Origin of the sequence: Phenylobacterium sp., assembly GCF_030693805.1 — a bacterium.
In the GTDB taxonomy this organism is placed as follows: domain Bacteria; phylum Pseudomonadota; class Alphaproteobacteria; order Caulobacterales; family Caulobacteraceae; genus Phenylobacterium.
Genome location: NZ_JAUXZW010000323.1, coordinates 1 through 24,328 on the forward strand (window position 1 = coordinate 1; position 24,328 = coordinate 24,328).

24 protein-coding genes are annotated in these 24,328 nt (G+C 66.9%); 7 read left to right on the top strand and 17 right to left on the bottom strand.

Translation table 11 applies throughout. The features are described 5' to 3' along the window. Positions 1–143: 143 nt before the first annotated feature. Complete coding sequence (locus Q8M88_RS12610) at positions 144–977, bottom strand: NlpC/P60 family protein (protein ID WP_305597507.1); 834 nt, start codon at positions 975–977, stop codon at positions 144–146. Then, on the bottom strand, positions 974–2,356 hold the full coding sequence (locus tag Q8M88_RS12615; protein ID WP_305597508.1) for a M17 family metallopeptidase: 1,383 nt from the start codon (positions 2,354–2,356) through the stop codon (positions 974–976). The genes Q8M88_RS12610 and Q8M88_RS12615 overlap by 4 nt, the downstream gene beginning before the upstream one ends. A gap of 85 nt (positions 2,357–2,441) precedes the next feature. Between Q8M88_RS12615 and Q8M88_RS12620 the strand changes: the two genes are divergently transcribed. Continuing rightward, positions 2,442–3,257 carry a pilus assembly protein TadD gene (locus Q8M88_RS12620; RefSeq protein WP_305597509.1) on the top strand — a complete coding sequence of 272 codons (816 nt, stop codon included), beginning with the start codon at positions 2,442–2,444 and terminating at the stop codon, positions 3,255–3,257. A 54-nt stretch (positions 3,258–3,311) separates the two neighbouring features. Here the strand turns inward: Q8M88_RS12620 and Q8M88_RS12625 are convergent, their stop codons facing one another. The 10 genes from Q8M88_RS12625 to Q8M88_RS12670 form a co-directional block, all read right to left on the bottom strand. Continuing rightward, the gene (locus Q8M88_RS12625) at positions 3,312–4,295 is read right to left on the bottom strand and encodes a type II secretion system F family protein (RefSeq protein ID WP_305597510.1); all 984 of its coding nucleotides are present in this window, start codon (positions 4,293–4,295) and stop codon (positions 3,312–3,314) included. A 12-nt stretch (positions 4,296–4,307) separates the two neighbouring features. Next, positions 4,308–5,288, bottom strand: a complete 981-nt coding sequence (locus Q8M88_RS12630; RefSeq protein ID WP_305597536.1) for a type II secretion system F family protein — start codon at positions 5,286–5,288, stop codon at positions 4,308–4,310. Between the two features lie 11 nt (positions 5,289–5,299). After that, the gene (locus Q8M88_RS12635; RefSeq protein ID WP_305597511.1) at positions 5,300–6,796 is read right to left on the bottom strand and encodes a CpaF family protein; all 1,497 of its coding nucleotides are present in this window, start codon (positions 6,794–6,796) and stop codon (positions 5,300–5,302) included. Between the two features lie 5 nt (positions 6,797–6,801). After that, positions 6,802–8,241: a CpaE family protein gene (locus Q8M88_RS12640; RefSeq protein WP_305597512.1), complete on the bottom strand. Its 1,440-nt coding sequence runs from the start codon at positions 8,239–8,241 to the stop codon at positions 6,802–6,804. An 11-nt stretch (positions 8,242–8,252) separates the two neighbouring features. Beyond that, positions 8,253–8,939 carry a CpaD family pilus assembly protein gene (locus Q8M88_RS12645; RefSeq protein WP_305597513.1) on the bottom strand — a complete coding sequence of 229 codons (687 nt, stop codon included), beginning with the start codon at positions 8,937–8,939 and terminating at the stop codon, positions 8,253–8,255. A gap of 5 nt (positions 8,940–8,944) precedes the next feature. Then, complete coding sequence (locus Q8M88_RS12650; protein ID WP_305597514.1) at positions 8,945–10,534, bottom strand: type II and III secretion system protein family protein; 1,590 nt, start codon at positions 10,532–10,534, stop codon at positions 8,945–8,947. Continuing rightward, positions 10,531–11,394 carry a Flp pilus assembly protein CpaB gene (gene cpaB / locus Q8M88_RS12655; protein WP_305597515.1) on the bottom strand — a complete coding sequence of 288 codons (864 nt, stop codon included), beginning with the start codon at positions 11,392–11,394 and terminating at the stop codon, positions 10,531–10,533. The genes Q8M88_RS12650 and cpaB overlap by 4 nt, the downstream gene beginning before the upstream one ends. 135 nt (positions 11,395–11,529) lie before the next feature. After that, a complete protein-coding gene (locus Q8M88_RS12660) occupies positions 11,530–12,051 on the bottom strand; it encodes a prepilin peptidase (RefSeq protein WP_305597516.1) in 522 nt (173 codons plus the stop codon). Between the two features lie 148 nt (positions 12,052–12,199). Further along, entirely contained in the window at positions 12,200–12,364 is a 165-nt protein-coding gene (locus tag Q8M88_RS12665; RefSeq protein ID WP_305597517.1) for a Flp family type IVb pilin, read from the bottom strand. A gap of 59 nt (positions 12,365–12,423) precedes the next feature. After that, positions 12,424–12,588: a Flp family type IVb pilin gene (locus Q8M88_RS12670; RefSeq protein WP_305597518.1), complete on the bottom strand. Its 165-nt coding sequence runs from the start codon at positions 12,586–12,588 to the stop codon at positions 12,424–12,426. Positions 12,589–12,890: 302 nt separating this feature from the next. Here Q8M88_RS12670 and Q8M88_RS12675 point away from each other — a divergent pair, with 302 nt between their 5' ends. The 3 genes from Q8M88_RS12675 to Q8M88_RS12685 are packed head-to-tail and all read left to right on the top strand — an operon-like array spanning position 12,891 to position 14,485. Continuing rightward, positions 12,891–13,304 carry a pilus assembly protein N-terminal domain-containing protein gene (locus tag Q8M88_RS12675; RefSeq protein WP_305597519.1) on the top strand — a complete coding sequence of 138 codons (414 nt, stop codon included), beginning with the start codon at positions 12,891–12,893 and terminating at the stop codon, positions 13,302–13,304. A gap of 60 nt (positions 13,305–13,364) precedes the next feature. Further along, positions 13,365–13,952, top strand: a complete 588-nt coding sequence (locus Q8M88_RS12680) for a TadE/TadG family type IV pilus assembly protein (protein WP_305597520.1) — start codon at positions 13,365–13,367, stop codon at positions 13,950–13,952. Then, a complete protein-coding gene (locus Q8M88_RS12685) occupies positions 13,943–14,485 on the top strand; it encodes a TadE/TadG family type IV pilus assembly protein (protein WP_305597521.1) in 543 nt (180 codons plus the stop codon). The genes Q8M88_RS12680 and Q8M88_RS12685 overlap by 10 nt, the downstream gene beginning before the upstream one ends. 15 nt (positions 14,486–14,500) lie before the next feature. Here Q8M88_RS12685 and Q8M88_RS12690 read toward each other — a convergent pair whose 3' ends face one another. Next, positions 14,501–15,265, bottom strand: coding sequence for an aminotransferase class IV (locus Q8M88_RS12690; protein WP_305597522.1), 765 nt, complete (start codon positions 15,263–15,265; stop codon positions 14,501–14,503). A gap of 208 nt (positions 15,266–15,473) precedes the next feature. After that, on the bottom strand, positions 15,474–16,925 hold the full coding sequence (locus Q8M88_RS12695; protein ID WP_305597537.1) for an AMP nucleosidase: 1,452 nt from the start codon (positions 16,923–16,925) through the stop codon (positions 15,474–15,476). A gap of 102 nt (positions 16,926–17,027) precedes the next feature. Here Q8M88_RS12695 and Q8M88_RS12700 point away from each other — a divergent pair, with 102 nt between their 5' ends. From Q8M88_RS12700 to aqpZ, 3 genes are all read left to right on the top strand, one after another. Then, positions 17,028–18,278: a dicarboxylate/amino acid:cation symporter gene (locus Q8M88_RS12700; RefSeq protein WP_305597523.1), complete on the top strand. Its 1,251-nt coding sequence runs from the start codon at positions 17,028–17,030 to the stop codon at positions 18,276–18,278. Positions 18,279–18,361: 83 nt separating this feature from the next. Beyond that, complete coding sequence (gene htpX, locus Q8M88_RS12705; RefSeq protein ID WP_305597524.1) at positions 18,362–19,294, top strand: zinc metalloprotease HtpX; 933 nt, start codon at positions 18,362–18,364, stop codon at positions 19,292–19,294. Positions 19,295–19,379: 85 nt separating this feature from the next. Then, positions 19,380–20,111: an aquaporin Z gene (aqpZ, locus tag Q8M88_RS12710; protein WP_371132702.1), complete on the top strand. Its 732-nt coding sequence runs from the start codon at positions 19,380–19,382 to the stop codon at positions 20,109–20,111. A 16-nt stretch (positions 20,112–20,127) separates the two neighbouring features. Here aqpZ and Q8M88_RS12715 read toward each other — a convergent pair whose 3' ends face one another. The 3 genes from Q8M88_RS12715 to Q8M88_RS12725 form a co-directional block, all read right to left on the bottom strand. Further along, positions 20,128–21,171, bottom strand: a complete 1,044-nt coding sequence (locus tag Q8M88_RS12715) for a ribonucleotide-diphosphate reductase subunit beta (RefSeq protein ID WP_305597525.1) — start codon at positions 21,169–21,171, stop codon at positions 20,128–20,130. Between the two features lie 126 nt (positions 21,172–21,297). After that, the gene (locus Q8M88_RS12720; RefSeq protein WP_305597526.1) at positions 21,298–22,116 is read right to left on the bottom strand and encodes a lipid A-modifier LpxR family protein; all 819 of its coding nucleotides are present in this window, start codon (positions 22,114–22,116) and stop codon (positions 21,298–21,300) included. 120 nt (positions 22,117–22,236) lie between these two features. Beyond that, positions 22,237–24,099: a ribonucleoside-diphosphate reductase subunit alpha gene (locus Q8M88_RS12725; protein WP_305597527.1), complete on the bottom strand. Its 1,863-nt coding sequence runs from the start codon at positions 24,097–24,099 to the stop codon at positions 22,237–22,239. Positions 24,100–24,328: the final 229 nt, after the last annotated feature.

Below are 24,328 nucleotides of genomic sequence, written 5' to 3' on the forward strand. Positions count from 1 at the left end.
GCCGGCGCGACCGCCGCTGGTGAGCCGACCGCCACCGGCTCTACGGCGACGCCCGCCGCTGGCGCGGGCGGCCCGGCCGGTCAGGGCCCCGGCGCGCCTGCGCAGGTTCCTGCGAAGACCGCCGCGCCGAACTGAGTCGACGCTTAGAGTCGGCGGTACGCCGTCGGCTTGCCTGCGCCCGCTGCGCTGATCCGCGCCACAGCCTCGGCCAAGGGCTCGATGGCCACGCCCATGTGATGGGCGTTGGCATGAATGATCCGCACCGCGTCCATCAGCATCGCCACATGGCCGCGCCAGAACACCAGATCACCACGGCCTAAGTTGTCTGCAGAGATCGCTTCGCCCGCCCGGGCTTGCAGGTCGGTGTCGCGATCCAGGCTGCGTCCGCAGGCGAAGTGCGCGTGCTGGACCAGGGCCGAGCAGTCCAGGCCGCTGGCCTCGCGCCCGCCCCACACATAGGCCGCACCCAAGAGCAGCTCGGCCACGGCGACCGGATCGGCGGCGAAGCGTCCGACGGGGACCAGATGCCGTAATGGGACCCATCCCGCGCCCTCGGCGAAGGCGTAGGTCCCCTCCTCCGCGGTCACCGTCAGCAGTGAATTGAGGGTGATCGGACCGCTTGGACGTGCGCGGATGGTCGGCTCGCGGAAGGCGTAGGTGTTGCGCGCCGACACCCGATGCGTGGGTGGGTCGCCGCGCGGCGCCAGGGCGGCGGCTTCCACAAAGCCCACATAGCCGTCGCGGCGCGCCTGGCCAAAGCACCAGCCGTCAACTTCGTCGAGGACGTCGAAGTCTTCGCCGAGCAGCAGTTGGTCGACCTGTTCGGCCAGGTCCGAGGCGGCTTTGCGGATGCCGGCGGCCGGTGCGACGCATCGCAACGCGCGCTCGTCCCCATAGGTCCGCGCCTTGATCAAGCCCTCGGCGGAACGCCCCGCCCGGCCATCGCGCTGCAGGATGAAGCGCGCGTCGCCGGTCATGAGAACCGGTCCCGCACCAGGCGATAGAGCGCGCGGATCGCCTGCGCTTCGCCGCCGGCCGGGCGGCCCGGCCTCCCGCGACCGTTCCAGGCGAAGATGTCGAAGTGCGCCCACGGTCCGGCAGGCGCGAAGCGTTGCAGGAATAGCGCCGCGGTCACCGATCCAGCCTGGGCCCAGGCGTCGGGATCGTTCTTGATGTCGGCGATCTCGGAATCCAAAGCGTCGGCATAGGGCTTCCATAGCGGCATCCGCCACAAGGGGTCGCCCGTCTGATCCGAAGCCGTCTGGATCTGCTGAGCCAGCACGTCGTCGTCGGTGTAGTAGGGCGGGATCTCCGGCCCCAGCGCCGCGCGCGCCGCGCCGGTCAGGGTCGCCAGGTCCAGGGTCAAGGCCGGCGACAACTCGGCCGCGCGCGTCAGCGCGTCGGCCAGGATCAAACGCCCTTCGGCGTCTGTATTCCCCACCTCGATGGTCAGGCCTTTGCGCGAATTCAGCACGTCGCCCGGTCGCATGGCGTCGCCGGAGATCGCGTTCTCCACCACCGGCGCCAGGATCGCGACCCGCACCGGCAGACCCGCCGCCATGATCATCCGCCCGAGCGCCAGAGCATGCGCCGCCCCGCCCATGTCCTTCTTCATCAGCCGCATGCCGGCCGAAGGTTTGATGTCCAGGCCGCCGGTGTCGAACACCACGCCCTTGCCGACGATGGCCACCAGCGGCTTGTCCGCCTCGCCCCATTGCAGCTCGATCATCCTCGGCGCGCGGGCCTCCACGGCCGCCCGACCCACGGCGTGGATGGCTGGATAGTTGGCCTCCAGCAGGCCCTCGCCGGTGATCACGGTGATCTGCGCGCCGTGGTGGTGGGCGATTTCCCGGGCGATGGTCTCGATCTGCAGCGGCCCCATGTCATTGGCGGGCGTGTTGATCATGTCGCGGGCCAGGGCGCAGGCGTGAGCCTGCTGGCGCACCTCGGCGACGTCCGCGCCCTCGACGAACAGCCGCGCGTGGTCGCCCACGCCGCCCTGCTTGTATCGCCCATAGCGATACGCCCCGAGGGCGAAGGCCAGGGCCGCCTGATCGGCGCTCATGCCGGCCGGTGTCGCGGCCAGCCGGTAGTCGCCCGCCGGAAGCCTGGCGGCCAGGGCGCGCAACGCCATCGGGTCGGCCGATCCGCCAAGACCAAAAAGGACCCGGTCTATGGCGCCCTCGGTGTTCGGGGCGATCAGGATCTGGCCGGCCTTGGCCTTGAAGTCGCTGGTCTGCGCATAGCCGGCGAGAAAGGCCTGCCGACCTTCGAGGAAACCGGCCAGTTCGCTTTCCTGCAATGCATGGACGACGACGGCGCCTGCGGCCGGGGTTTCGACGATGGACTCGTTCATGCGGCAGACCCGAAGATTATGCTTAACGCTTCCTTCAAGCGGCGGCCCGATGCTCATCGCGGAACATCAGGAGCCACCCTTTCCCATGTGTCGCATGTCGATCCTTGCCGCAACCGCGCTGATGTTGACGCAGGCGCCGCTGGCGCTCGCCAAGGAACGCGTCCAACCGCTGCCCGCGACCACCGAGACCGCTGCGCCGGCGCGGCAGAAGGCCACGGCGGAGGAACGGGCCATGGCCCAGCGCGGCGATCCGCTGGCGCGCGCCACGTTCTGGACCCGTGAAGTCGAACGCGATGGCCGTGACGCGGGCGCAGGCGTCAACCTTGCGCGGGCCATGCGTTCGCTCGGCAAGTACGACGAGGCGGTCGAGGCGGCCCAACGGGTGCTGCTCATCGAGCCGGATAATCGCGACGCCCTCCTTGAGGTCGCCCGCGCCCATATCAGCCGAGGCCAGGGTTTCTATGCCGTTGCGCCCGCTCAGAAGGCGGCGGCGCTCGCGCCCAGGGACTGGCGGCCGGTGTCGCTGCTAGCCGTCGCCCTGGAGCAGGCCAGCCGCGACGATGAGGCTCTCGCCGCGCATCAGAAGGCGATGACGTTGGCGCCGGAAGAGCCGTCGGTGCTGGCCAACTACGCCATGTACCAGGCCGGGCACGGCCAGATGGCCGACGCTGAACGCATGCTGCGCCTGGCCGCGTCGAAGCCTACGGCCAACGCCTACATCCGCCAGAACCTGGCGCTCGTGCTGGGGATGCAAGGGCGGCTCGCAGAGGCCGAGAAGCTGGCGCGCCAGGATCTTCCGCCGGAGATGGTGGCGAACAACCTGGCCTATCTGCGCGCGGTCAGCGGCGCCGGCGGCGTTCCCACGCAACGCTCCTGGGACGCCCTGCGCGCCCAACCCTAAGCGTGCTCCTGAGGGTTCGACGGGACGACGCAGCGCGCCGTCCCCACGCCACGCCTAGACCGGCTTGGTCGCCATCATGTCGCTGACCTTGATGACCGCCGGGCCGAGAATCACCACGAACAGCACTGGCAGGAAGAACAGGATCATCGGCACGGTGAGCTTGGCGGGAAGCTGCGAGGCCTTTTTTTCCGCGCCCGCGATGCGCATGTCGCGGTTTTCCTTGGCCATCACGCGCAGGGCCGTGCCCAGCGGCGTGCCGTAGCGCTCAGCCTGGATCATCGCGGTGGTCACAGAACGGATGCCCGGATGGTTGGTGCGGCGCGCGAGGCCTTCGTAAGCCTGGCGGCGCTCCGGCAGGTACGACAGCTCGGCGGTGAGCAGGGTCAGTTCTTCGGCCAGCTCGATGGAGCTTCCGCCGATCTCCTGGCTCACCTTCTGGATGGCCATTTCGATGGACATGCCGCTTTCCACGCAGATCAGCAACAGGTCGAGGGCGTCGGGGAAGGCGCCGACGATCGACTCCCGTCGCTTCTGGGAGACATTGCTGATGTAGACGTTTGGCGCGTAGTAGCCGAGCGTCAGACCACCGACCGAGGCGGCGATCTGGGTCAACATCGGCATGCCGAAGTCGTTGATCACGAACAGGTAGAACGCCGTCGCCGCGCCGAACACGAACGGCAGCACGAAACGGAAGAAATAGAACATGGTCACCGGGCGCGGCCCGCGGTAGCCGGCCTGGGCCAGCTTCTCGACGACTTGCGGATCCTCCAGCAGCCGCGACAGCTGCAGCCGTTCGACAATCGTCTTGTGCAGGCCCTCATCGGTCTGGCGCAGCGAGTTCGAACTCTTGCTGGCCAGCGCCTCGCGCGACTTGCGCCGCAACTCCTCGCGCCGCGTCGACACCGACTTCAGCCGGGTCTCCAGGGTGGAGCGGATCAGCAGCGGCTGAGCGATGGTCACGATCGTGGCGAACACCACCACCGCACTCAAGGCGGAGACGATGTTCTGCGGATCGGTGAGAACCTTGACGATGTCCATCGGCGATCCGTTCTAGAGGCGGAAGTTGATCATCTTGCGCATCACGAAGATGCCGATGCTCATCCACGTGATGCCGGCGAGCAGCATCAGTTGGCCGCGACGGTCAGTGAACAGCACCATCATGTACTCGGGGCTCATCGCGGTGATGAGCGCGACTACGCCGGGCGGCAGGGAGCCGATGATCCAGGCCGAGGCCACCGCCTCGCCGGACATCGCCTTGATCTTCTCGCGCATCAGCTTACGCGCCCGGATCACGCCGGAAAGGTTGCCGAGGGCTTCGGCCAGGTTGCCGCCGGTCTTCTGCTGGATGGTCAGCACGATCGAGAAGAACCGCACTTCGGGCGTCGGCATGCGCTCATGCATGCGCTCCAGCGCCTGCTCGACCGAAAGCCCCATGCCGAGGTTCTCGACCAGTCGACGGAATTCTCCGGCCAGGGGCTCGGCGGTCTCCGCGCCGATGACCCGCAGCGAGTCGTGCACGGGCAGGCCCGATCGGATGCCGCGCACGACGATGTCCATGGCGTCCGGGAATGCGGCCGTAAACGCCTTCGTGCGGCGACGGCCCAGGAAGCCTACGACCCAGCGGGGCAGGCCGAACGCCGCAGCACCGCCCAGCGCCAGCGCGATGATCGGCGACTGGCCCAGCGCAATGACCCCGATCGCAACGACGAAGCCCAGGACGCCGCTGGAGATCCAGAAGCCCTTGACCTCTCCGCTGAGCCCTGCCTGCTGAAGCCGCGCGCTGAGCGTCAGCCGCAATTTCTTCGCCTGCCGATCCTGATCCTTGAGGGTCTTGAGGATCTGGCGGCGGCGCTGGTCTGGCCCCGACTGGGCGCGACGGCCACGGCCGCCCTCGGCGGCTTCGCCGCGCCCGACGATGGTCTGAGCGCGTTTCAACGTCCGGGTCTGCGCGGAGTCCCCGCCGACCAGGACGAATCCGAAGCCGGCGACCGTGACGAAGCACAGGACGGCGGCGAGCAGGGTGAGGACCATCGGGCTCATGGCTATTCCGCCGCGTCGAGGGCTTCGGCCAGTTCCCGTTCCAGGCCGTAGTAGCGTGCCCGATCCCAGAAGCGCGGCCGTGCGATGCCGGTGGAACGGTGACGACCGACCACGCGGCCTTCCGCGTCCTCGCCGGTGATCTCGTAGAGGAATAGGTCCTGGGTGATGATCACCTCGCCTTCCAGCCCCACAACCTCGGTGATGTGAGTGATGCGCCGCGAACCGTCGCGCAGGCGCGCGGCCTGGATGATCACGTCGATCGAGCCGACGATCATCTCGCGGATGGTCTTCGAGGGCAGGCCGTAGCCACCCATCGTGATCATTGATTCCAGACGGCTGATGGCTTCACGCGGGCTGTTGGCGTGCAGCGTGCCCATGGATCCGTCGTGGCCGGTGTTCATCGCCTGCAGCAGATCGAAGGCTTCAGGTCCACGGACTTCGCCGACGATGATCCGCTCAGGACGCATCCGCAGGCAGTTCCTGACCAGATCGCGCATGGTGATCAGGCCCTGGCCTTCCAGATTGGCCGGGCGGGTTTCGAGCCGCACCACGTGCGGCTGCTGGAGCTGGAGTTCGGCGGCGTCTTCGCAGGTCACCACCCGCTCGGTCGGGTCGATGAACGCGGTCAGCGTATTCAGCAGCGTCGTCTTGCCGGAGCCGGTGCCGCCGGAGATCAGCGTGTTGCATCGGCAGGCGCCCAGCACGCCCAGCACGCGCGCGCCTTCCGCACTGATGGATTCGTACTCCACCAGGTTCTTCATCGTCAGCTTGTCCTTCTTGAACTTCCGGATGGTCAGCGTGGGACCGTCCAGAGCCAGAGGCGGACCGATGACGTTGACCCGGCTGCCGTCCGGCAGGCGCGCGTCGCAGATCGGCGAGCTTTCGTCGACGCGCCGGCCCACCTGGCTGACGATCCGCTGACAGATGTTCATCAGCTGGGTGTTGTCGCGGAAGCGCACATTGGTCAGCTGAACCTTGCCGCTGACTTCGATGAACACGCGGTTGGCGCCGTTGACCATGATGTCGGCGATGTCGTCGCGGGCCAGCAAGGGTTCCAGCGGGCCGTAACCCAGGACGTCATTGATGATGTCCTGGACCAGGTGATCCTGCTCGACCACCGACATGGAGACGTTCTTGATCGCCACCAGTTCGGCGACGATGTCGCGGATCTCCTCCGAAGCCGCCTTGGTGTCGAGCTGCGCCAGTTGCGAAAGGTCGATCGTGTTCAGCAGGGCGTTGAAGATCGTGGTCTTCGTCGCGTGATAGAATTCCGACTGCTCGCGGACGACATTGGTCATCGGCGTCGGCCCCTGCGCCGACTGCAGTTGTTCGAACGCGAAGGTTGATTTGGGACCGGCGACGGCTGGCGCACGCTCCTTGGGCGGCGGCGCGTCGGTGCGTTGCGGGCGGGTGGCGATCGCAGGACCACCCTGCGGCGCCGGCGGCGGCGCGTCCTTGACCTTCGGTGTGGCGGGCTCGCCTGGGCGCTTGCCGAACATGCGGGCTACTTACGCTTGAAGAAGCTGGAGATCAGGCTGGCCTTCTGGACCGCCGGCGGTTCGCGCCGGCCAATCTGTTGGGCCAGATTGTCGAGCGCTTCGGCGGCCTTCGACTTGGGGCCGATCTCGGCGATCATCTGACCGTTGTTGGCCGCCTGGCCGAACAGCTTGGCGTCGAAAGGCAGCACCACGGCGGGCGTGATCCCGAGCGCGGCGCCGAAATCCTTGACCGGGATCTCCGGGCGGCCGGGCAGGCCGACCTGGTTCAGGACCAGCCGGGGCGGCGCATCGTTCGGACGCGCCCGGCGCACCAGGTCGATCATGTTCTTGGCGTTGCGCAGCGAGGCCAGGTCCGGCGTTGCCACGATCACCAGGTCGTCCGAGGACAGCAGGATCTTGCGCTTCCAGGCGCTCCAGGCGTGCGGCAGGTCGAGGATCACGAACGGGGCTGCGCCGCGGATCTTGTTGGTGACCTCGTCATAGGCCTCGTTGGAGATCTCGTAGTCCTGGTCGAGCGTCGCCGGCGCGGCGAACAGCGACAGCCGCTCGGTGCAGCGCGCCATCATGCGGTCCATTAACACCGGGTCCAGCCGGTCGGGCTGGCTGAGCGCATCGGCCACGCCTTGCAGCGGGTCCTGGTTGAAGTCGAGCCCGGCGGTGCCGAACGGCAGGTCCAGGTCGACCAGGACAGCGCCGATCTGCAGCCGCTCGGTGATCGAGTGGGCGACATTGTGGGCGATGGTCGAGGAGCCAGAGCCGCCCTTGGCGCCGCAGAACGCCACCTGACGTCCGACGAACGGCGCGGACGGGTCCGAATAGAGGGTGGAGACAGAGCGGACGATCTGCAGGGCGTTGAGCGGCGGCACCAGGTACTCGCTGACGCCGCGGCGGATCAGCTCGCGGTAGAGCGCGATATCGTTGGCCGCGCCGATGACCACGACCTTGGTCCCCGGATCGCAGACTTCGGCGAGCTGGTCGAGGCCCGCGAGCAGTTCGCCGGGCCCGTCCAGGCTCTCAACGATGATCAAAGAGGGCGTCGTTTGGGTCTGATAGGCCTGCAGCGCGCCGGGCAGGCCGCCCGGGCGGATCGTGGTGACCACGCGCTCCATGCGACGGTCGTTGGACGCGGCTTCCGCGGCTTCGATCACATCGGGCGTGGCGAGAAAGGCGTGGATGGTGATGCGCGGGACCAGGGTCTCACCCAGCATCGCCTCGGCGCCGGCGATGATCTCGTGCACCGGATTGGGCCGCGGCGCCTCGACCATGGCGGGCATGATCTCAAGGTCGTCGAAGTCGCCAAGGCTCGAATCCGGCGGCGTATCGGGGGCCGCAGACACGCCCTCGAAGGCGGCTTCATGCCAGCCTTCGTCCGGGGTCGGGGCAAAGTCGTCGTCCGCCTCGAACCTCATGTCGAAGGGATCGGGGGCGGTGGATTGAGGCTTCATCGGATCGCGCCCTAGTTGATTGCCTTCGAGACAGCGCCGGTGGCGTTGTCGTCCTTTTTCGTCGCCGTAAGCTCGCCCTTTCGGTACTTGGTCAGCACCTCCATGCGGCGGCCGGCGTCGGCCGGATCCGAGGCGCGCGGGCCAAGCAGGTCCGCCGGATTGGCGATCTGGGCCGCCATGTTCGCGGTGATCGAGCAACCGAAGTTCGGCGTCGGCTTGTTGGCGATGGTCCGCGTGATGCTGGGCCAGGACTTGCCGCACTCCGGGATTTCGGTGCGATAGCTCAGGTATCCGACCAGCAGCGGCGGGCGCGGGTCGCCCTTGGGATCGTAGCCGACCAGTTCGATCTGATCGGCCGGCACACCCTGGCCGATCAGGAAGGCGCGGGCGCCCTCGCTCATCCGGTACGCCGCGGCGCCGTCGACGCCGACATGCGGCGCCTGGATGCCGATCATGCCGCCCTCTTCCGAGCGCCAGCCGGCGACGAGATCCTTCAGCGCTTCGGCCTGGGCCGATGACAGCCCACCGGCGTGGATCGCCAGCCGCACCTCCTCCGGTACGGACGAGACCTTCGCCTCGAACTGCTGAGTCGGCGTCAGCGGGTTTTCGACCGCGTCGGGAACAGGGCTGATGCAGCCGCTGAGCACCAAGGCGCTCAAGCCCGCGGTCGCGATATTCAGGAAGATGTGGCGGGTCATGGCGCTCACTCGATCACGTAGCCGTAGGGGCCTTGGTAGGAGGGGGCCGCGGCCGGAGCCGGCTTGGCCTTGTAGGCGTGGTTGATGCGTCCCAGCAGGACCGTCTCCGGGTCGCTGGCGATCTTGAAGCCGTCGGCGGGGGTCTGCAGCGCCGCGGGATTGGTCGCGCCCACCAGATAGGGGGTGACGATGATCACCAGCTCGGTCTCGCCCGACAGGTAGTCGCGCGAGCGGAACAGGGTGCCCAGCACGGGCAGGTTCATCATCCCGGGCAGGGAATCCAGGTTCTGGCGGGTCTGTTCGCGCAAGAGGCCCGCGATCATCATCGAGCCGCCGGACGGCAGTTCGACCATGGTCTCGGCGCGGCGAACGTTCAGCGCCGGGATGGTGAGGCCGGGCGCGCCGGATCCGTTGCCGATCGAGAAGGCGCCCTGGGCGGTCAGCTCGGAGACCTCGGTGGAGATCTTCAGCGAGATCCGGCCGCCGGACAGCACCACCGGGGTGAAGCCGAGGCCGACGCCGAAGGGTTTGAACTCGACGGTCACGCGGCCGTCGTTGTCCTGGCCGACCGGGACCGGGAATTCACCGCCGGCCAGGAACTTGGCCGACTCGCCCGACACCGCGGTGAGGTTCGGCTCGGCCAGCGTGCGGACCAAGCCGACGCGCTCAAACGCCTTAATCATGCTGGTCGCCTGATTCAGGCCAGGGTCGCCAGCGAGGCCGCTCTTGACCGTCGCAGTGTCGGAATTGCCGCCGCTACGGGAGATGATGTCGCACTGCACGGCCTCGTTGGGAGGCGGATAACCGCAAGGGACCTGCATGACAGGTCCCTTGGTGGAATCGAAGTTCAGACCCCCTGTCAGGCCGCCGAGCAGCGAGCCATTGACGCCGAAGGTGGCGGACTTGCCGAAGATGAACTGGGGTTCGCCGACCTGATTGAGCACGGCGTTGATGTCGAAGCCCAGCTGCTTGATCACGCTGCGCTCCATCTCGACCATGCGCACCTTGAGCATCACCTGGTCCTTGCCGGCGATGCCCAGCAGGTTGACCACCTGGTCGTCCTTGCCGACGCTGGCGCGGGCGATCTGCACCGCGCGGTCGGCGTCGGCGAGGCTCGGCACCTGGCCGGATAGGATGATGCTGTCGTTCATGGCGTCGACGCGCACGGCGGAGCCCGGCAGCAGCCGGTTGATCGTCTGGGCGGTGGCCGAGGTGTCCTGGTCGACGCGGATGTCAAGCGACAGGATGCGTCGGCCGGCGGCGTCGAAGAACACCGCGTCGGTCTGGCCGGCGGCGATGCCCATCACATAGATCCGTCGGGGCGTACGCAGCACCGCGTCGGCGACCGTGGGATTGGTGACCAGGACGTCGCGGGCGTCGGTGGGCAGCTCGACGATGGCCGACTTGCCCTTGGGCAGCGACAGCGATTGGGCGGCGCCCGCGCCGGCGAGATTGACCCGGACCACCGAGGACGCCGCTGCGGCGTCGCTGGACATCGCCAGTCCGGCGTTCTGGGTGACGCTCTGGGCGGACGCCGACATCGGCGCCAGAGCCGCCGCCAGCAACGCCAGGGGCAGGACGAACTTGCAGATCATCGGACTGCGACCTCTGTGGAGTTGCCGGCTCGAATGATGTTGACGCTCTGCTCGCGGGCGGCAGGCCCGCCGCGGCCCGAGGCGCCGCCCACATCGGCATAGGAGCGCAGGGCCAGGATCATCTCGCCCTGGGCCTTGCCACGCGCCAGAACCTCGGCGTCGGACGACGGGACTTCCAGGGTGGCGACGGCGCCGACCACGGTCTTGGCGTCGGCCTCCGGCGACGTGGTCTGGTCGATGGCCAGGACTCGCAGGTTCTGCATCAGGGTCTCGGTGACGAAGGCCTTGGAGCCGCCGTTGTCCTGAGCCCGCGACTGCAGGACGTCGACACGGTCGCCCGGGAGTATGAACCCGCCCGCGCCCGTTTCGGCGGTGACCGGGATGGCCATGGCGCGCATGCCAGGCTGCAGGACGACGGACAGATATCCGCTCTGGCCCGCCCGCACGACCTTGCGCGCGGTGATCGGCTCGCCTGCCATCAGGGCTTCCTTGACGATTGCGCCTTCGAACGCCTGCATCGGGCCCTGGCCCATGACCAGGTCGGTGGCGGCGCGGGTCGCGGTCTTGGCGACCTTGCCGGCGGCGTCCTTCGGCTGCGGCGTTGGCGCCGCGCCGTCGGTGATGAAGTTCGCGTTGAGCGCTTCGATCGGCCAGGCCTGCCAGTTCAGATCAGCGGGCGTGATGCGCCAGCCGATCGGCAGGTCCTTCTTGGCGACCAACACCTGGGCCATGGGTTTGGAGACAGCAGCGACCGCAACCGGTGCGACTGGCTTGGGAGCCATCATGCCGTGAATGAGGAAGGCGAGCGCGACGCCCGCAATCCCGGCGATGGCGATGATGGCTATTCGGACCGCGCCCATGACCTCGATTTCCGTCCCGCCTGGCGGGAAATTGGCGATCGCCCCGTCTTTTCGGGGACGTGCGCGACTCGGATGTCCACATTCTGCGGTCGATGGACCTTGGCCGGTCCATGGTTAACGCCCGCTAAAGGTGCTTCAGAAAGCCACGGCCATGAGGTTCGGCAGGGTGGAGTAAGGCAGGGCGGCCAGCGCCCCGATGGCGATGGCGACGCCGTAGGGCACGCTTTCGCCCGGCTCCACCAGACGGCCGAACCAGGCCGGTCCGCCCGGCAGGAACGGCCGCAGCCAGATCGAACGCAGCATCAACAGACTGAGGGCGAGGGCGCCGCCGGCGACCGCCGTGGCGGCGATGAAGATCAGGCAGGCCGGCCACCCCAGCCACAGGCCCGCCGCCGCGAAAAGCTTGGCGTCGCCGCCGCCGATCCAGCCGAGCGCGAACATCACCATGCCGGCGACGAGCGCGCCCGCGCCGACCGCCGCGTGCAGGCCGATGTCGCCCAGCGGCGCCCCGACCGCCAATGCGGCTGGCAGGAAAGCCGCCGCCAGCGTGATCGAGATCCAGTTGGGGATGATGTAGCTCGTCAGGTCGCGCAAGCCTCCTACGGTCACCAGGGCCGGGAACACCATCACCAGGATCATCTGAAGAGCGGGAAGCATCGTGCGCACCTTTGTCGGCGGCATGCTGCTCGGATTGGGTGAACAGAGCGTTGCGCCGGCGAACCACGGATCCGCAGACGCAAAAAAAGAGCTGCGGCGCTCTCGCGCCGCAGCCCCTGTAATGATGCTTCTATAAGACCCGTAGGTCTTACGGCATGCTGCTCGCGACCTTGTTGAACGTACCGGCGACCTTCGGGCCGAGGGTCGTCAGGGCGCCGACGAGCACCAGCGCGATCAGAGCCGCGATCAGGCCGTATTCGATGGCCGTGGCGCCGGATTCGTCGTTCGAAAAACGCTTGATGAAGTTGGTCATTGTTGGGGTCCTTTTAGATTAGGCTAGAGATTGAGCCGCGGCGTTACTTGCAGCGGTGGCTAAGGCATTTTGGCGCTGGCGGCATTGAAGGTTCCGCCGATTTTCCCGCTGAGAGTTTGGAGCGCACTGATCAGCACCACCGCAATAAGCGCAGCGATCAGGCCATATTCGATTGCGGTCGCGCCCGACTGGTCGTGCATGAAACGCTTCACGAATTTGGACATGTGCTCGATCTCCTTCTGCAGCGAGCAACCGACGCCTTTTGGACATCCGCTGGAAACTGCTCGCCCCCGAATTGAAGCGACTATCGCCTGGCTCACTTAATGTGGAGTAAACCTGGAAGTATTCGACAAATTATATATATGGTTTACTTTGATTTACTATTAGGATCGATTAACCACGCCGCGGAAACAGGCCGGAATCGTCGATTTCACATTTAAGACTCTCGCGCGCGCAAGGGCGCTGAAGCTTCAGGCTTTGTTGACCATTGCGGCGCATTTTTTGGCCCGAACAATCGGAGCTTCCCATGCGCCGCCTCGCACTCCTCGCTGTCGCCGCCACCCTCGCAGCCCAGCCTGCCTTTGCGGAAACCTTCGCCGTCCGCCTCGATCAGAGCGCGAGAATCCGGCTGAGCGCGCCGGCCCGGGACGTGATCGTCGGCAATCCCGGCATCGCCGACGTCAGCATGATCGACTCGCGCAACGTCGTGGTCCTGGGCAAGGCCTACGGCATGACCAACCTGATCGTCGTCGATCGCGCCGGCCGCACAATCCTGGAGCGCGACCTGGTGGTCACCGCACCGGAAGCCAGCGTCTCGATCTTCCGAGGGCCGCAGATGGTCAGCTATGCCTGCAGTTCGCTGTGCGAACGGGTCGGCCCGCCGGCCGCCGCCTCGACGCCGGCGACTTCCGACCCCGCAGCGGCGGCCCCGGCCCCTTAAGCCTCGATTAGCCTGGATCGCGGATACTCACAGCGAAGGCCTTTGGGGGCGAAGCTGGTGATGCCGCGAATTCGCGAACCACGACGACTTTTCCAACGGTTCGCCCGCGCCCGGCGCGGCGCGACCGCGGTCGAGTTCGCCCTGGTCTCTTTCCCGTTCCTGCTGCTGTTGTTCGGCATCGTCGAGCTGGCGATGGTGTTCATCGTCTCGACCACCCTGGAGGCGGCTACCGAGTCGGCCTCGCGCCAGATCCGCACCGGTGAGTTCCAGACCAGCGCCGGCAACACCAAGGCTGATTTCAAGCTCCTGGTCTGCACCAAGATGTCGTGGCTTCAGGCGAGTTGTTCGACCGACCTCAGTCTTGATGTGCGCACCTTCGCGACATTCAACGACCTGGCGAACTACCCGCAACTCAATCCGGCGACCTACAACCCTCTGGATCCGGCCGCCAATTGCTGGTCGCCCGGCGAGCCTACCGACATCGTCCTGGTCCGCACGCACTATCAGTGGAAACTGTACACGCCGCTGCTCAACAATGCACTGCAGAACATGGGCGCCGGGTCGAACAAGCGGATGATCAACTCCATCTCCGCCTTCCGCAACGAACCCTTCAGCAGCACCCTGCCGGTAGGCTCGAAATGTTCCTAACACGCCTCCTCCGAGATCAGCGCGGCGTCTCCGCCGTCGAGTTCGCGATGATCGCGCCGATCATGGTGCTGCTTTACCTGGGCCTCGCAGCGCTCACTCTGGTGATGATGGCCGAACGACGCGCCGGCCACGCCGCCTCGATCGTCGGCGACCTAGTCGCCCAGTCGACGTCGGTGAACGCCGCCACGCTCACCGACATCATCCAGATCGGAACGGCGATCGTCGATCCGGGCGCGCCGTCGGACCTCAGCATCCGCATCACCAATGTCCAGGCCGACGCCGGCGGCGTGGCCCGCGTGGTGTGGAGCGTCTCGGTCGGAACCGCCCTGCCCAAGCTCGCGCCCAAGAACTCAGTCGTCGCCGGCTTCCCGGTGGGCCTGATCGCGGCCAACGAAAGCATCGTCAAGACCGACCTGCGCTTCGACTACGACTCGTTCATCAGCCAGATCCTGCCGAACGTCGTGCGCTTCAACGAGACCTACTACCACCGGCCGCGCCGCACCGAGGTGATCGCCTGCGCGGATTGCACCTAGGGAACCGGGCCTGGATCAGGCGACGGCGTCGGCCAGGCGCTGCACCAAGGCCGAAGGGTCGAACGCGGTCGTTCCCACCCGCTCCACCGGCCGCACGCCGATCAGCGCATTGGTGAGGAAGGCCGCCGAGGCCGCCTCCAGCTCCACCAGATCTCCATGCGTTTCGATGACTTGAACACCGGCTGCGGCGCTCGCCGCCATCACTCTGGCGCGCATGGTGCCCGCCAGCACGCCGCAGGCCAGCGCCGGCGTGAAGATGCGCCCCTCGCGCAGCCAGAAGATGTTCGCCGCCGCAGCGCAGGCCACCTCCCCCGCCGCATTGAGCATCACGGCCTCGTCGCAACCGCCGCCGCTCGCCTCGCGGCGCGCCAGCACATTGTCGAGATAGGAAAGCGACTTCAGGCGTGAGGTCGGTGAAGCCGCATTGCGTCGCACCGTACTGACCAACAGACGCGCGGGACCGGCGGGCGCAGGCGCAGGCGCCGCGGTGGCGAACAGCCGCGGCGACGGCGACGTCAGACGGTCGAGCCCGCGCCCGCCTGAGCCTGCGGTCAGCGTCAGGCGTACGGCGACCCGAGCGTGCGATCCGACACCCGCCAGGCTCGCCTGCATTTCGGCCTGCGCCCGCCCCCTGTCCAGCATCGGCAGTCCCAGCACCGCGCAGCCCTGCGCCATGCGATCCAGATGCGCGGCGACGCCGACCAGCACGCCGTCCAACGCCAGGACAGTCTCAAACAAGCCGTCGCCCAGCGTGAGGCCTCGGTCGTCGAGAGGCGTCATGCGCAGGAATTTCCCTTTAGAAGCTGAACCATGAACACGTCGGCGTGTCTCACACCGAGGTGATTGGCCGGTGTTCGATCCCGGGCGCAGTGTCGTCTCACGAACCTGTCGGAGAGGTTCCGTCCCTGAAAGCGCCCGCCCTGGCCCAACAGCCGCGGCGGGCGCGATCCGTTTGGCGCTCTCGCCCGTCGCCGCACTGGACGGCGGCTCATCGGAACGGAGGTTCGTCGAAGCTGCGCAGCTTGCGCGAATGCAGCCTCGGGCCTTCCTGCCGCAGCAGGTCCATGGTGGCCACGCCGATCTGCAGGTGCTGGCCGATGGCGCGCTCGTAGAAGGCGTTGGCCTGGCCCGGCAGCTTGATCTCGCCGTGCAGCGGCTTGTCGGAGACGCACAACAGCGTGCCGTACGGCACCCGGAACCGGTAGCCTTGGGCGGCGATCGTGGCGCTCTCCATGTCTATGGCCACGGCGCGCGACTGGTTGAACCGCAGCGCGCTGGACGAGAAGCGCAGCTCCCAGTTCCGGTCGTCGGTGGTGACGACGGTCCCGGTCCGTAGGCGTCGCTTGAGCATTTCGCCGGTCTCGCCGGTCACCTGCTCGGCCGCCGCGCTCAGCGCCACCTGGACTTCGGCGATCGGCGGGATCGGCACTTCCGGCGGCAACACGTCGTCGAGTACATGGTCGTCGCGCAGGTAGGCGTGAGCCAGCACATAGTCGCCGATGGTCTGGCTGTCGCGCAGGCCTCCGCAATGGCCGATCATCAACCAGGCCTGTGGACGCAACACCGCCAGGTGGTCGGTGATCGTCTTGGCGTTCGACGGACCGACGCCGATGTTGACCAGGGTGATCCCGCGCCGGTCCGGAGCCATCAGGTGGTAGGCGGGCATTTGGTGACGTCGCCAGGCGGCCGCGGCCACGACGCCCGCCGCATCCGGCGTCCCCGCGTCGACCAAGGCTCCGCCCGCCGCCGAAAGCGCGGTGTAGGGACCGTCCCCCTGCAGCTGCTCCAGCCCCCAGCGGACGAACTCGTCGACGTAACGGTGATAGTTGGTGAACAGGATGAACTGCTGGACGTGCTCCACCGGCGTGCCCGTGTAGTGGGCGAGCCTGGCCAGGGAGAAGTCGGTGCGCAGCCCGTCGAACAGCGCCAGCGGGCGATGGGCCTCCAGCGCCGGGCTCCACAGGCCGTCGGCGATCTCGTCGCCGATCTCGGCGAGCTCCGTGGTCGGGAACCAGCGCGCGATGGCCGCGGCGTCCAAGTCGACCTGGGCGCTGTCCGTGGCTCCGTCGAGGACATAGGGAAACGGGATCTCCTGGGTGGATCGCCCGACATCCAGCTCCACCTCGAAGTCCCGCATCAACAGGGTGAGTTGCTCGATCAGATAGTCGCGGTACAGGTCCGGCCGCGTCACGGTCACCGCGTAGCGCCCCGGGTGGGCCATGCGCGCATAGGAGCGGCCGATCCGCGGATAGGGTTTGCCCACCGGCCAGTTCAGACGCAGTTCTGGATAGGCATAGGCGCCGCTGGCCCGCAAGGCGGCCTGCGGCGGCCCGCCGCCAGCGAGGAACCGCTTCAGATCGGCGCGCAACGCCCCGACCGATCGCCTGTATTCGTCGTCCAGCCGCGCAACGATGGCGGCCGCCTGCGCCTCAATGGTCATGTCGCCCATATAGCCCGCAATCGCGCCGGGTATCGAGGCGGCGGGATGGACGACGCGTGACACACCGGCCACAACTGTCGACGACCACTCGGGGACACTTCCATGAATCGCCTGTTCACCTACCTGCTGATCGCCGCCATGGTGCTGGGGATCGGCGTGGGTTGGGCCGCCAACCAGGGCCTCACCCCCGAACAGGGCAAGGCGTTCGCCGAAACGCTGTCGATCATCACCGATGTCTTCCTGCGCCTGATCAAGATGATCATCGCCCCGCTGGTGTTCGCCACCCTGGTGGCCGGCATCGCCCACATGGAGGACGCGGCCGCCGTCGGCCGTGTCGGGATCAAGACCATGGGGTGGTTCATCACCGCCTCCATCGTCTCGCTGAGCATCGGCCTGTTGATGGTGCACCTGCTGCGGCCAGGCGCCGACCTGTCGCTCACCCTGCCCGACGCTCAGACGGCGGGCGCAGCGGTCGACGCCTCGAAGTTCACGCTCAAGGACTTCATCACCCACCTGGTGCCTCGCTCGATCGTCGAAGCCATGGCCAACAACGAGATCCTGCAGATCGTGGTGTTCTCGATCTTCGTCGGCACCGCGGTGGCGGCGATCGACGACAAGGCGCCGGCGGTGCTGGCCCTGGTCGACCAGATCGCCTCGATCATGCTCAAGGTGACCGGCTATGTGATGAAGCTGGCGCCGTTCGCCATCTTCGCCGCGCTGGCCTCCACGGTGACCACCCAGGGGCTGGAGATCCTGGGGACCTACGCCAAGTTCGTCGGAGGCTTCTATCTGTCGCTGGCGCTGCTCTGGGGCCTGCTGATCGGCGTCAGCGTGCTGATCGTGGGCCCGCGCGCGCTGAAGCTGATCGCCGCGATCCGTCAGCCGGCCCTGCTGGCCTTCTCCACCGCATCGTCCGAGGCCGCCTATCCGCGGACGCTGGAGGAACTGCAGAAATGGGGCGTCTCGCGCCGCGTGGCGAGCTTCGTATTGCCGCTCGGCTACTCGTTCAACCTGGACGGGTCGATGATGTACTGCACCTTCGCCACCCTGTTCATCGCCCAGGTCTACGGCGTCGAACTTAGCGTGGGCCAGCAGATCACCATGCTGCTGTTGCTGATGATCACATCGAAGGGCATGGCCGGCGTACCGCGTGCGTCCCTGGTGGTGATCGCCGCGACCCTCAGCTACTTCAATCTGCCGGAGGCGGGGCTGCTGCTGATTCTGGCGGTGGACCACCTGCTCGACATGGGGCGTTCGGCGACCAACGTGGTCGGCAACTCGGTCGCCGCCGCGGTGGTGGCCAAGTGGGAAGACCAGATCGAGGAACCGGTCCCTGAGCCTCAGCGGAGCTGACGCGGGCGCCTCTTCACCGCCCGCGCAGACTTCCCATATCTGCGGTGATGGGGCGATGGTCGCCCCCATCGAACTGGGAAGCGATGCGCAACCACCTTCGAACCTTCATGCTGTTGGCGGCGCTGACCGCCGTCTTCATCGGCGTCGGCTATATGATCGGCGGCCCTGCCGGCATGGCGATCGCCTTCTTGCTGGCGGCAGGCATGAACCTGTTCAGCTACTGGAACGCCGACAAGATCGTGCTGCGGATGTACGGCGCGCAGCCGGTGGAGGCGGATGACGGCCGACCGCTGGTCCGCAGCTTCGTCGCTGACGTCCACGAACTGGCTGATGGTGCAGGCCTGCCCAGGCCCAAGGTCTATGTGATCGCCAACGACCAGCCGAACGCGTTCGCCACCGGCCGCGATCCGGACCACGCTGCGGTTGCGGCCACGATCGGCCTGCTGCAGATGCTCGACCGGCGCGAGGTCCGCGCCGTCATGGCCCACGAACTGGCTCACGTCCGCAATCGCGACACCCTGACCATGACCGTCACTGCGACGATCGCCGGCGCGATCTCGGCGCTCGCCAACATGGCCTTCTTCTTCGGCGGTGACCGTGACCGGCCGATGGGGATGATCGGCACGGTCGCATTGGCGATTTTGGCGCCCATCGCCGCGGCGCTGGTGCAGATGGCGATTAGCCGCAGCCGCGAGTACGAGGCCGATCGCGGCGGCGCGGAGATCAGCGGCGACGCTCAGGCGCTCGCCGCCGCCTTGCAGAAGATCGAGTCCTACGCCCGCGGTGTTCCCAACCACACCGCCGAACGCAATCCGGCGACCAGTCACATGTTCATCATCAACCCGCTGTCCGGCCAGGGCGCGGACAACTTGTTCTCCACCCATCCGGCGACGCACAACCGGGTCGCGGCGCTGATGGAAATCGCCGGCGGCGGTTCACCTGCATCCTCGCGGCGCGCCTTGCGCAGGACGACCGCGGTGCCGATCACCGGCCGCCCCCGCGGGCCCTGGGGCTGAGCGCGCCGCGCGGACGATTTGCCATCGCTGGGGCTTACGGCCATGCTTGCCGCCTTGCCGATCCGGCAAGTCGGGAGGCGAAAAGATGGTGTCCTTGCCAAAGCGGCTGTTCGCCGAACTCTTCGGCACGTTCTGGCTGGTGTTCGGCGGATGCGGCAGTGCGGTGCTTGCCGCCGGCTTTCCCGACGTCGGCATCGGCTTTGTCGGCGTCAGCCTGGCGTTCGGCCTGACGGTCCTGACCATGGCCTATTCGATCGGGCACATCTCGGGCTGCCATCTGAACCCGGCGGTGACGGTCGGATTGTGGGCCGGCGGGCGTTTCCCGGCCAAGGACATCGCGCCCTATGCGGCGGCGCAGGTCGTTGGCGCAATCATCGCAGCGCTGGCGATCTACTTCATCGCCAGCGGTCAGGCGGGCTTCACCTTGGCGCCCAACGGTCTGGCGGTGAACGGCTACGGCGAGCATTCGCCCGGCGGCTACAGCCTAGTCGCGGGGCTGACCATCGAGATCATCCTGACCTTCGGCTTCCTGATCGTGATCCTGGGCGCGACGGATACGCGCGCGCCATCGGGTTTCGCCCCGATCGCCATCGGGCTCGCCCTGACGCTGATCCACCTGATCAGCATTCCGGTGACCAACACCTCGGTCAACCCGGCCCGCAGCACCGGGCCCGCGCTGATCGTCGGCGGGCTGGCGTTGCAGCAACTCTGGCTGTTCTGGGTCGCGCCGGTCGTCGGCGCGGTGCTGGCCGGATTCGCCTACCGCGCCTTGGCCGAGGAGCCGCGCGCGCCGGCGGTGACCGGCGAGCCGATCTGAGGCCGGCTGGGGAGTCCTACTCCACCAGCGAGGCGGACTCCGTGCGCTTGTTCATCAGCAGATCGAACTCCGACCACACGCCGGCCTTGCCGTCCCATTGACCGCGGGTGGCGGCCTTGGAGTATTCCGTCGAGCGGGCTTCGAAGAAGTTGGCGTGCTCGACGCCCGACAGCATCGACTGCAGCCACGGCAGCGGGTTCTCCTTCACGCCGTAGGCCTCGGGCAGCGCCAGTTGACGCAGCCGCCAGTCAGCGACGAAGCGGATGTACTGCTTGATGTCGTCCGGGGTCATGCCCTGGACCTCACCGGCTTCGAAGGCCAGGTCGATGAACCGGTCCTCTAGGCCCACCACGGTCTTGCAGCAGTCGACGATGTCGTCGGCGACGCTCTTGGTCACCGCGCCGGTCTCGGCGTTGAACGCGTGGTACAGCTTGATGATGCCTTCGCAGTGCAGGCTCTCGTCGCGCACAGACCACGAGACGATCTGACCCATGCCCTTCATCTTGTTGTGGCGCGGGAAATTCATCAGCATGGCGAACGAGGCGAACAGTTGCAGCCCCTCGGTGAAGCCGCCGAACATGGCCAGCGTTCGGGCGATGTCGGCATGGGTCTCGACGCCGAAGGTCTGCATGTAGTCGTGCTTGGCGCGCATTTCCTGGAAATCCAGGAAGGCGGTGAATTCGGAGTCCGGCATGCCGATCGTCTCGAGCAGCAGGGCGTAGGCCGCGATGTGGATCGTCTCCATGTTGGAGAACGAGGCCAGCATCATCTTCACCTCGGTGGGTTTGAAGACGCGGCTGTAGCGCTCCATGTAGTTGTCGTTCACCTCGACGTCGGACTGGGTGAAGAACCGGAAGATCTGCGACAGCAGCGAACGCTCACGGTCGTTGAGCTTGGTCGCCCAGTCCTTGCAGTCCTCGCCCAGAGGCACCTCCTCGGGCATCCAGTGGACCTGCTGCTGCTTCTTCCAGAACTCGTAGGCCCACGGATACCGGAACGGCTTGTAGGCATAGGACGGGGTGAGCAGGCCAGGCAGGGCGCGGAGATTGGAAGCGGTCACGGGGTGATTCCTGGAGCGCGGATGGGAACGCTGAGGCCTCACGATAGGCCCCGAAAGCCGACAACATCTAGCGGCAAGTTGGCGCACCAACCCAACATCTTGTGAATTATCGCCTGGCGGCGAGATTCAGTGGCGCGGCTTGATCGACAGCGAGAAGGCGACCATCGAGTCGTCGCGGGTCTCCTGACCAAAGATCATGTGCTGGCCTTTCACCTCGCGGTGCACATAGCCGAGCGAGGTCTGCATGGCGCCGCGGCGATAGCCGATCCCGACGTGGGCGTCGCCGATCAGGGCGCTGGAGGGATCTGTCGACCAGCCGGCGCGGTCCCAGCCGTCGTCGCTACGCAACATGTTGAGGCCGACGGCGCGTCCGCTGGCGGCGGCGAACAGGTACCAGCGTCCGTGATCGCCAAAGCTGGCGCCATCGCGAACGCCGATGTCGCCCAGTCGTTGGGCGACGTCGTCGTCGAGCCCTTTGCCCAGTCGCACCACGGCTCCAGCCTCGGCCTGGCCGCCCAGGTTGGACACGCCGACGCCGGCATGCGGCGAAACATCGAGGTCATAGTCGCCGGCGCCGACGCGCCAGGCGCCGGGCCAGTCCCGCACCACCGACACCTCATAGACCCGGGCGTCGAAGTCGGCGCGATCGAGATTCAGCGGCAGGCCGCCTGGTGAGCGCAGAACGCCGCCGACGCTGACCCGAACCGAATCGATCGCCGCACCGGCCTCGCTGAGGTGGAGTGTCGTCGTCTGCGCGCCGCGCCATTCGACCGGGCCATCGGCGACGGTCACTTCGCGAGACATCAGTTGTCCCATGGGATCTTCGAAAAGGGCGGCGGAGGAATTGACCGCCGTGGTTACGGATGTGGGGGTTTGCGGAGCGGCCATGGCCTGCCCTGCGATCCCTGCTCCCACGGCCAAGGCCGCTACGGCCGCCAGCCCCATCGTCTCTCCCCCTGCCCGGTCAACGCCACAGCTTGGAAGCGATCCTTCCACACACTTCCAACCGCAGGAAGTGCGCATGAGTTCCAAACCGCAGACGTGTAGCCCCTCGACCGTCCTCGCCTACTGACAGGCGAGGCATTCCTCGTAGTCGGTGCGTTCGGTGGAGGTGACAAGCGCCGCGATCATTTCGCCGCCTGCGTGCGCCGCGCGCTGCACGGATTTCGAGCGCAGGTAGTAGAGCGACTTGCAGCCCCGCTCCCACGCCTGCCAGTGCAGCATGTGCAGGTCCCACTTATCGACATCGCCCGGCAGGAAGATGTTCACCGACTGCGACTGGCAGATATCCGGCGTCCGGTCAGCGGCGAGTTCGACCACCCAACGCTGATCGATCTCGAAGGCGGTCTTGTAGACATCCTTCTCGTCGGCCGAGAGGAAGTCGAGGTGCTGGATCGAGCCTTCGTTCTCCAGGATCGAGTCCCAGATCGCCGGCGTGTTGCAGCCCTTCTCGTCCAGCAGGCGCTCGAGATACGGGTTCTTGACCGCGAACGAGCCGGACAGGGTCTTGTGCGTGTAGATGTTGGCCGGGATCGGCTCGATGCCGGCGCTGGTGCCGCCGCAGATGATCGAGATCGACGCGGTCGGGGCGATCGCCAGCTTGTGGGAGAATCGCTCCATCACTCCCCGCTCGGCGGCGTCGGGGCAGGCGCCGCGCTCGGCCGCCAGCGTGCGCGAGGCGGCGTCGCAGTGACGGCGCAGGTGCTTGAACAGCCGCATGTTCCACGACTTGGCCAGCGCCGACTCGAACGGAACATTCTGGCTTTGCAGGAACGAGTGGAAGCCCATCAGGCCCAGGCCCACGGAGCGCTCGCGCATCGCCGCGTAGACCGCAGGGTCCATTTCCGACGGGGCGCGGTCGATGAAGTCCTGCAGCACGTTGTCGAGAAAGCGCATGACGTCTTCGATGAAGGTCGGGTGGTCGCGCCATTCCAAGAACTTCTCGGCGTTGACCGACGACAGGCAGCAGACCGCTGTGCGGTCCTGGCCGAGATGGTCGACGCCGGTATGCAGCATGATCTCGGAGCACAGGTTCGACTGGCGCACCTTGAGCCCCAGCTCACGCTGATGCTGCGGCATGGCGCGGTTCACCGTGTCGGAGAAGATCAGGTAGGGCTCGCCGGTCTGCAGGCGGATCTCGAGGATCTTCTGCCACAGCGAGCGGGCGTTCACCTGGCGTACGACTTCGCCGTTCTTTGGCGAGCGCAAGGCGAAGGGCGCGTCGTCGCGCACGGCTTCCATGAACTCGTCGGTGATGGAGATGCCGTGGTGCAGGTTCAGCGACTTGCGGTTGAAGTCGCCGGAGGGTTTACGGATCTCCAGGAACTCCTCGATCTCCGGATGGTGGATGTCGAGGTACACCGCCGCCGAGCCGCGTCGCAGGCTGCCCTGGCTGATCGCCAGCGTCAGGCTGTCCATCACCCGGATGAACGGGATGATGCCGCTGGTCTGGCCGGCGCCCTTGACCTTCTCGCCGATCGACCGGACGCCGCCCCAGTAGGTGCCGATGCCGCCGCCATTGGAGGCCAGCGCCACGTTCTGGTTCCACACGCCCATGATGCCTTCCAGGCTATCGGGCACGGCGTTGAGGAAGCAGGAGATCGGCAGCCCGCGCGATGCGCCGCCATTCGACAGCACCGGCGTCGAGGGCATGAACCACAGGTTGGAAATGTAGTCGTAGATCCGCTGGGCGTGGTCGGCGTCGTCGGCGAACGCGGTGGCGACGCGCGCGAACATGTCCTGGTAGGACTCGCCCGCCAGCAGATAGCGATCCTCGAGCGTCGTCTTGCCGAAATCGGTCAACTCGGCGTCGCGCGAACGATCCACCTCCACCTTGCGGACGAGCTGGAGCTGCGGTCGTTCGAACCTGCCGTTCGACCTCTGCGTGCTGTCGGAAACCGTACGGACTACCGCTTCACCGCCGCTCATGATCGAAAACCTGTTCTATGTTGTAACCGCGTCGAGCCCCCCGCCCGACGCAACATGTTGTGGGCGAAGCACCTGCGCCACCCACATATGGGGACACTTGGCTAATGACTCGTCAACGGCCGATACGGTCCGTCCCCAGCCTTTTTTCCTCAACGAAAGGTTAACGTCGGCTCTCTCCCCATGAGGATCAAGGGGTTGCGGGGAAGCGCGGCGGATCGCCTCACAACAC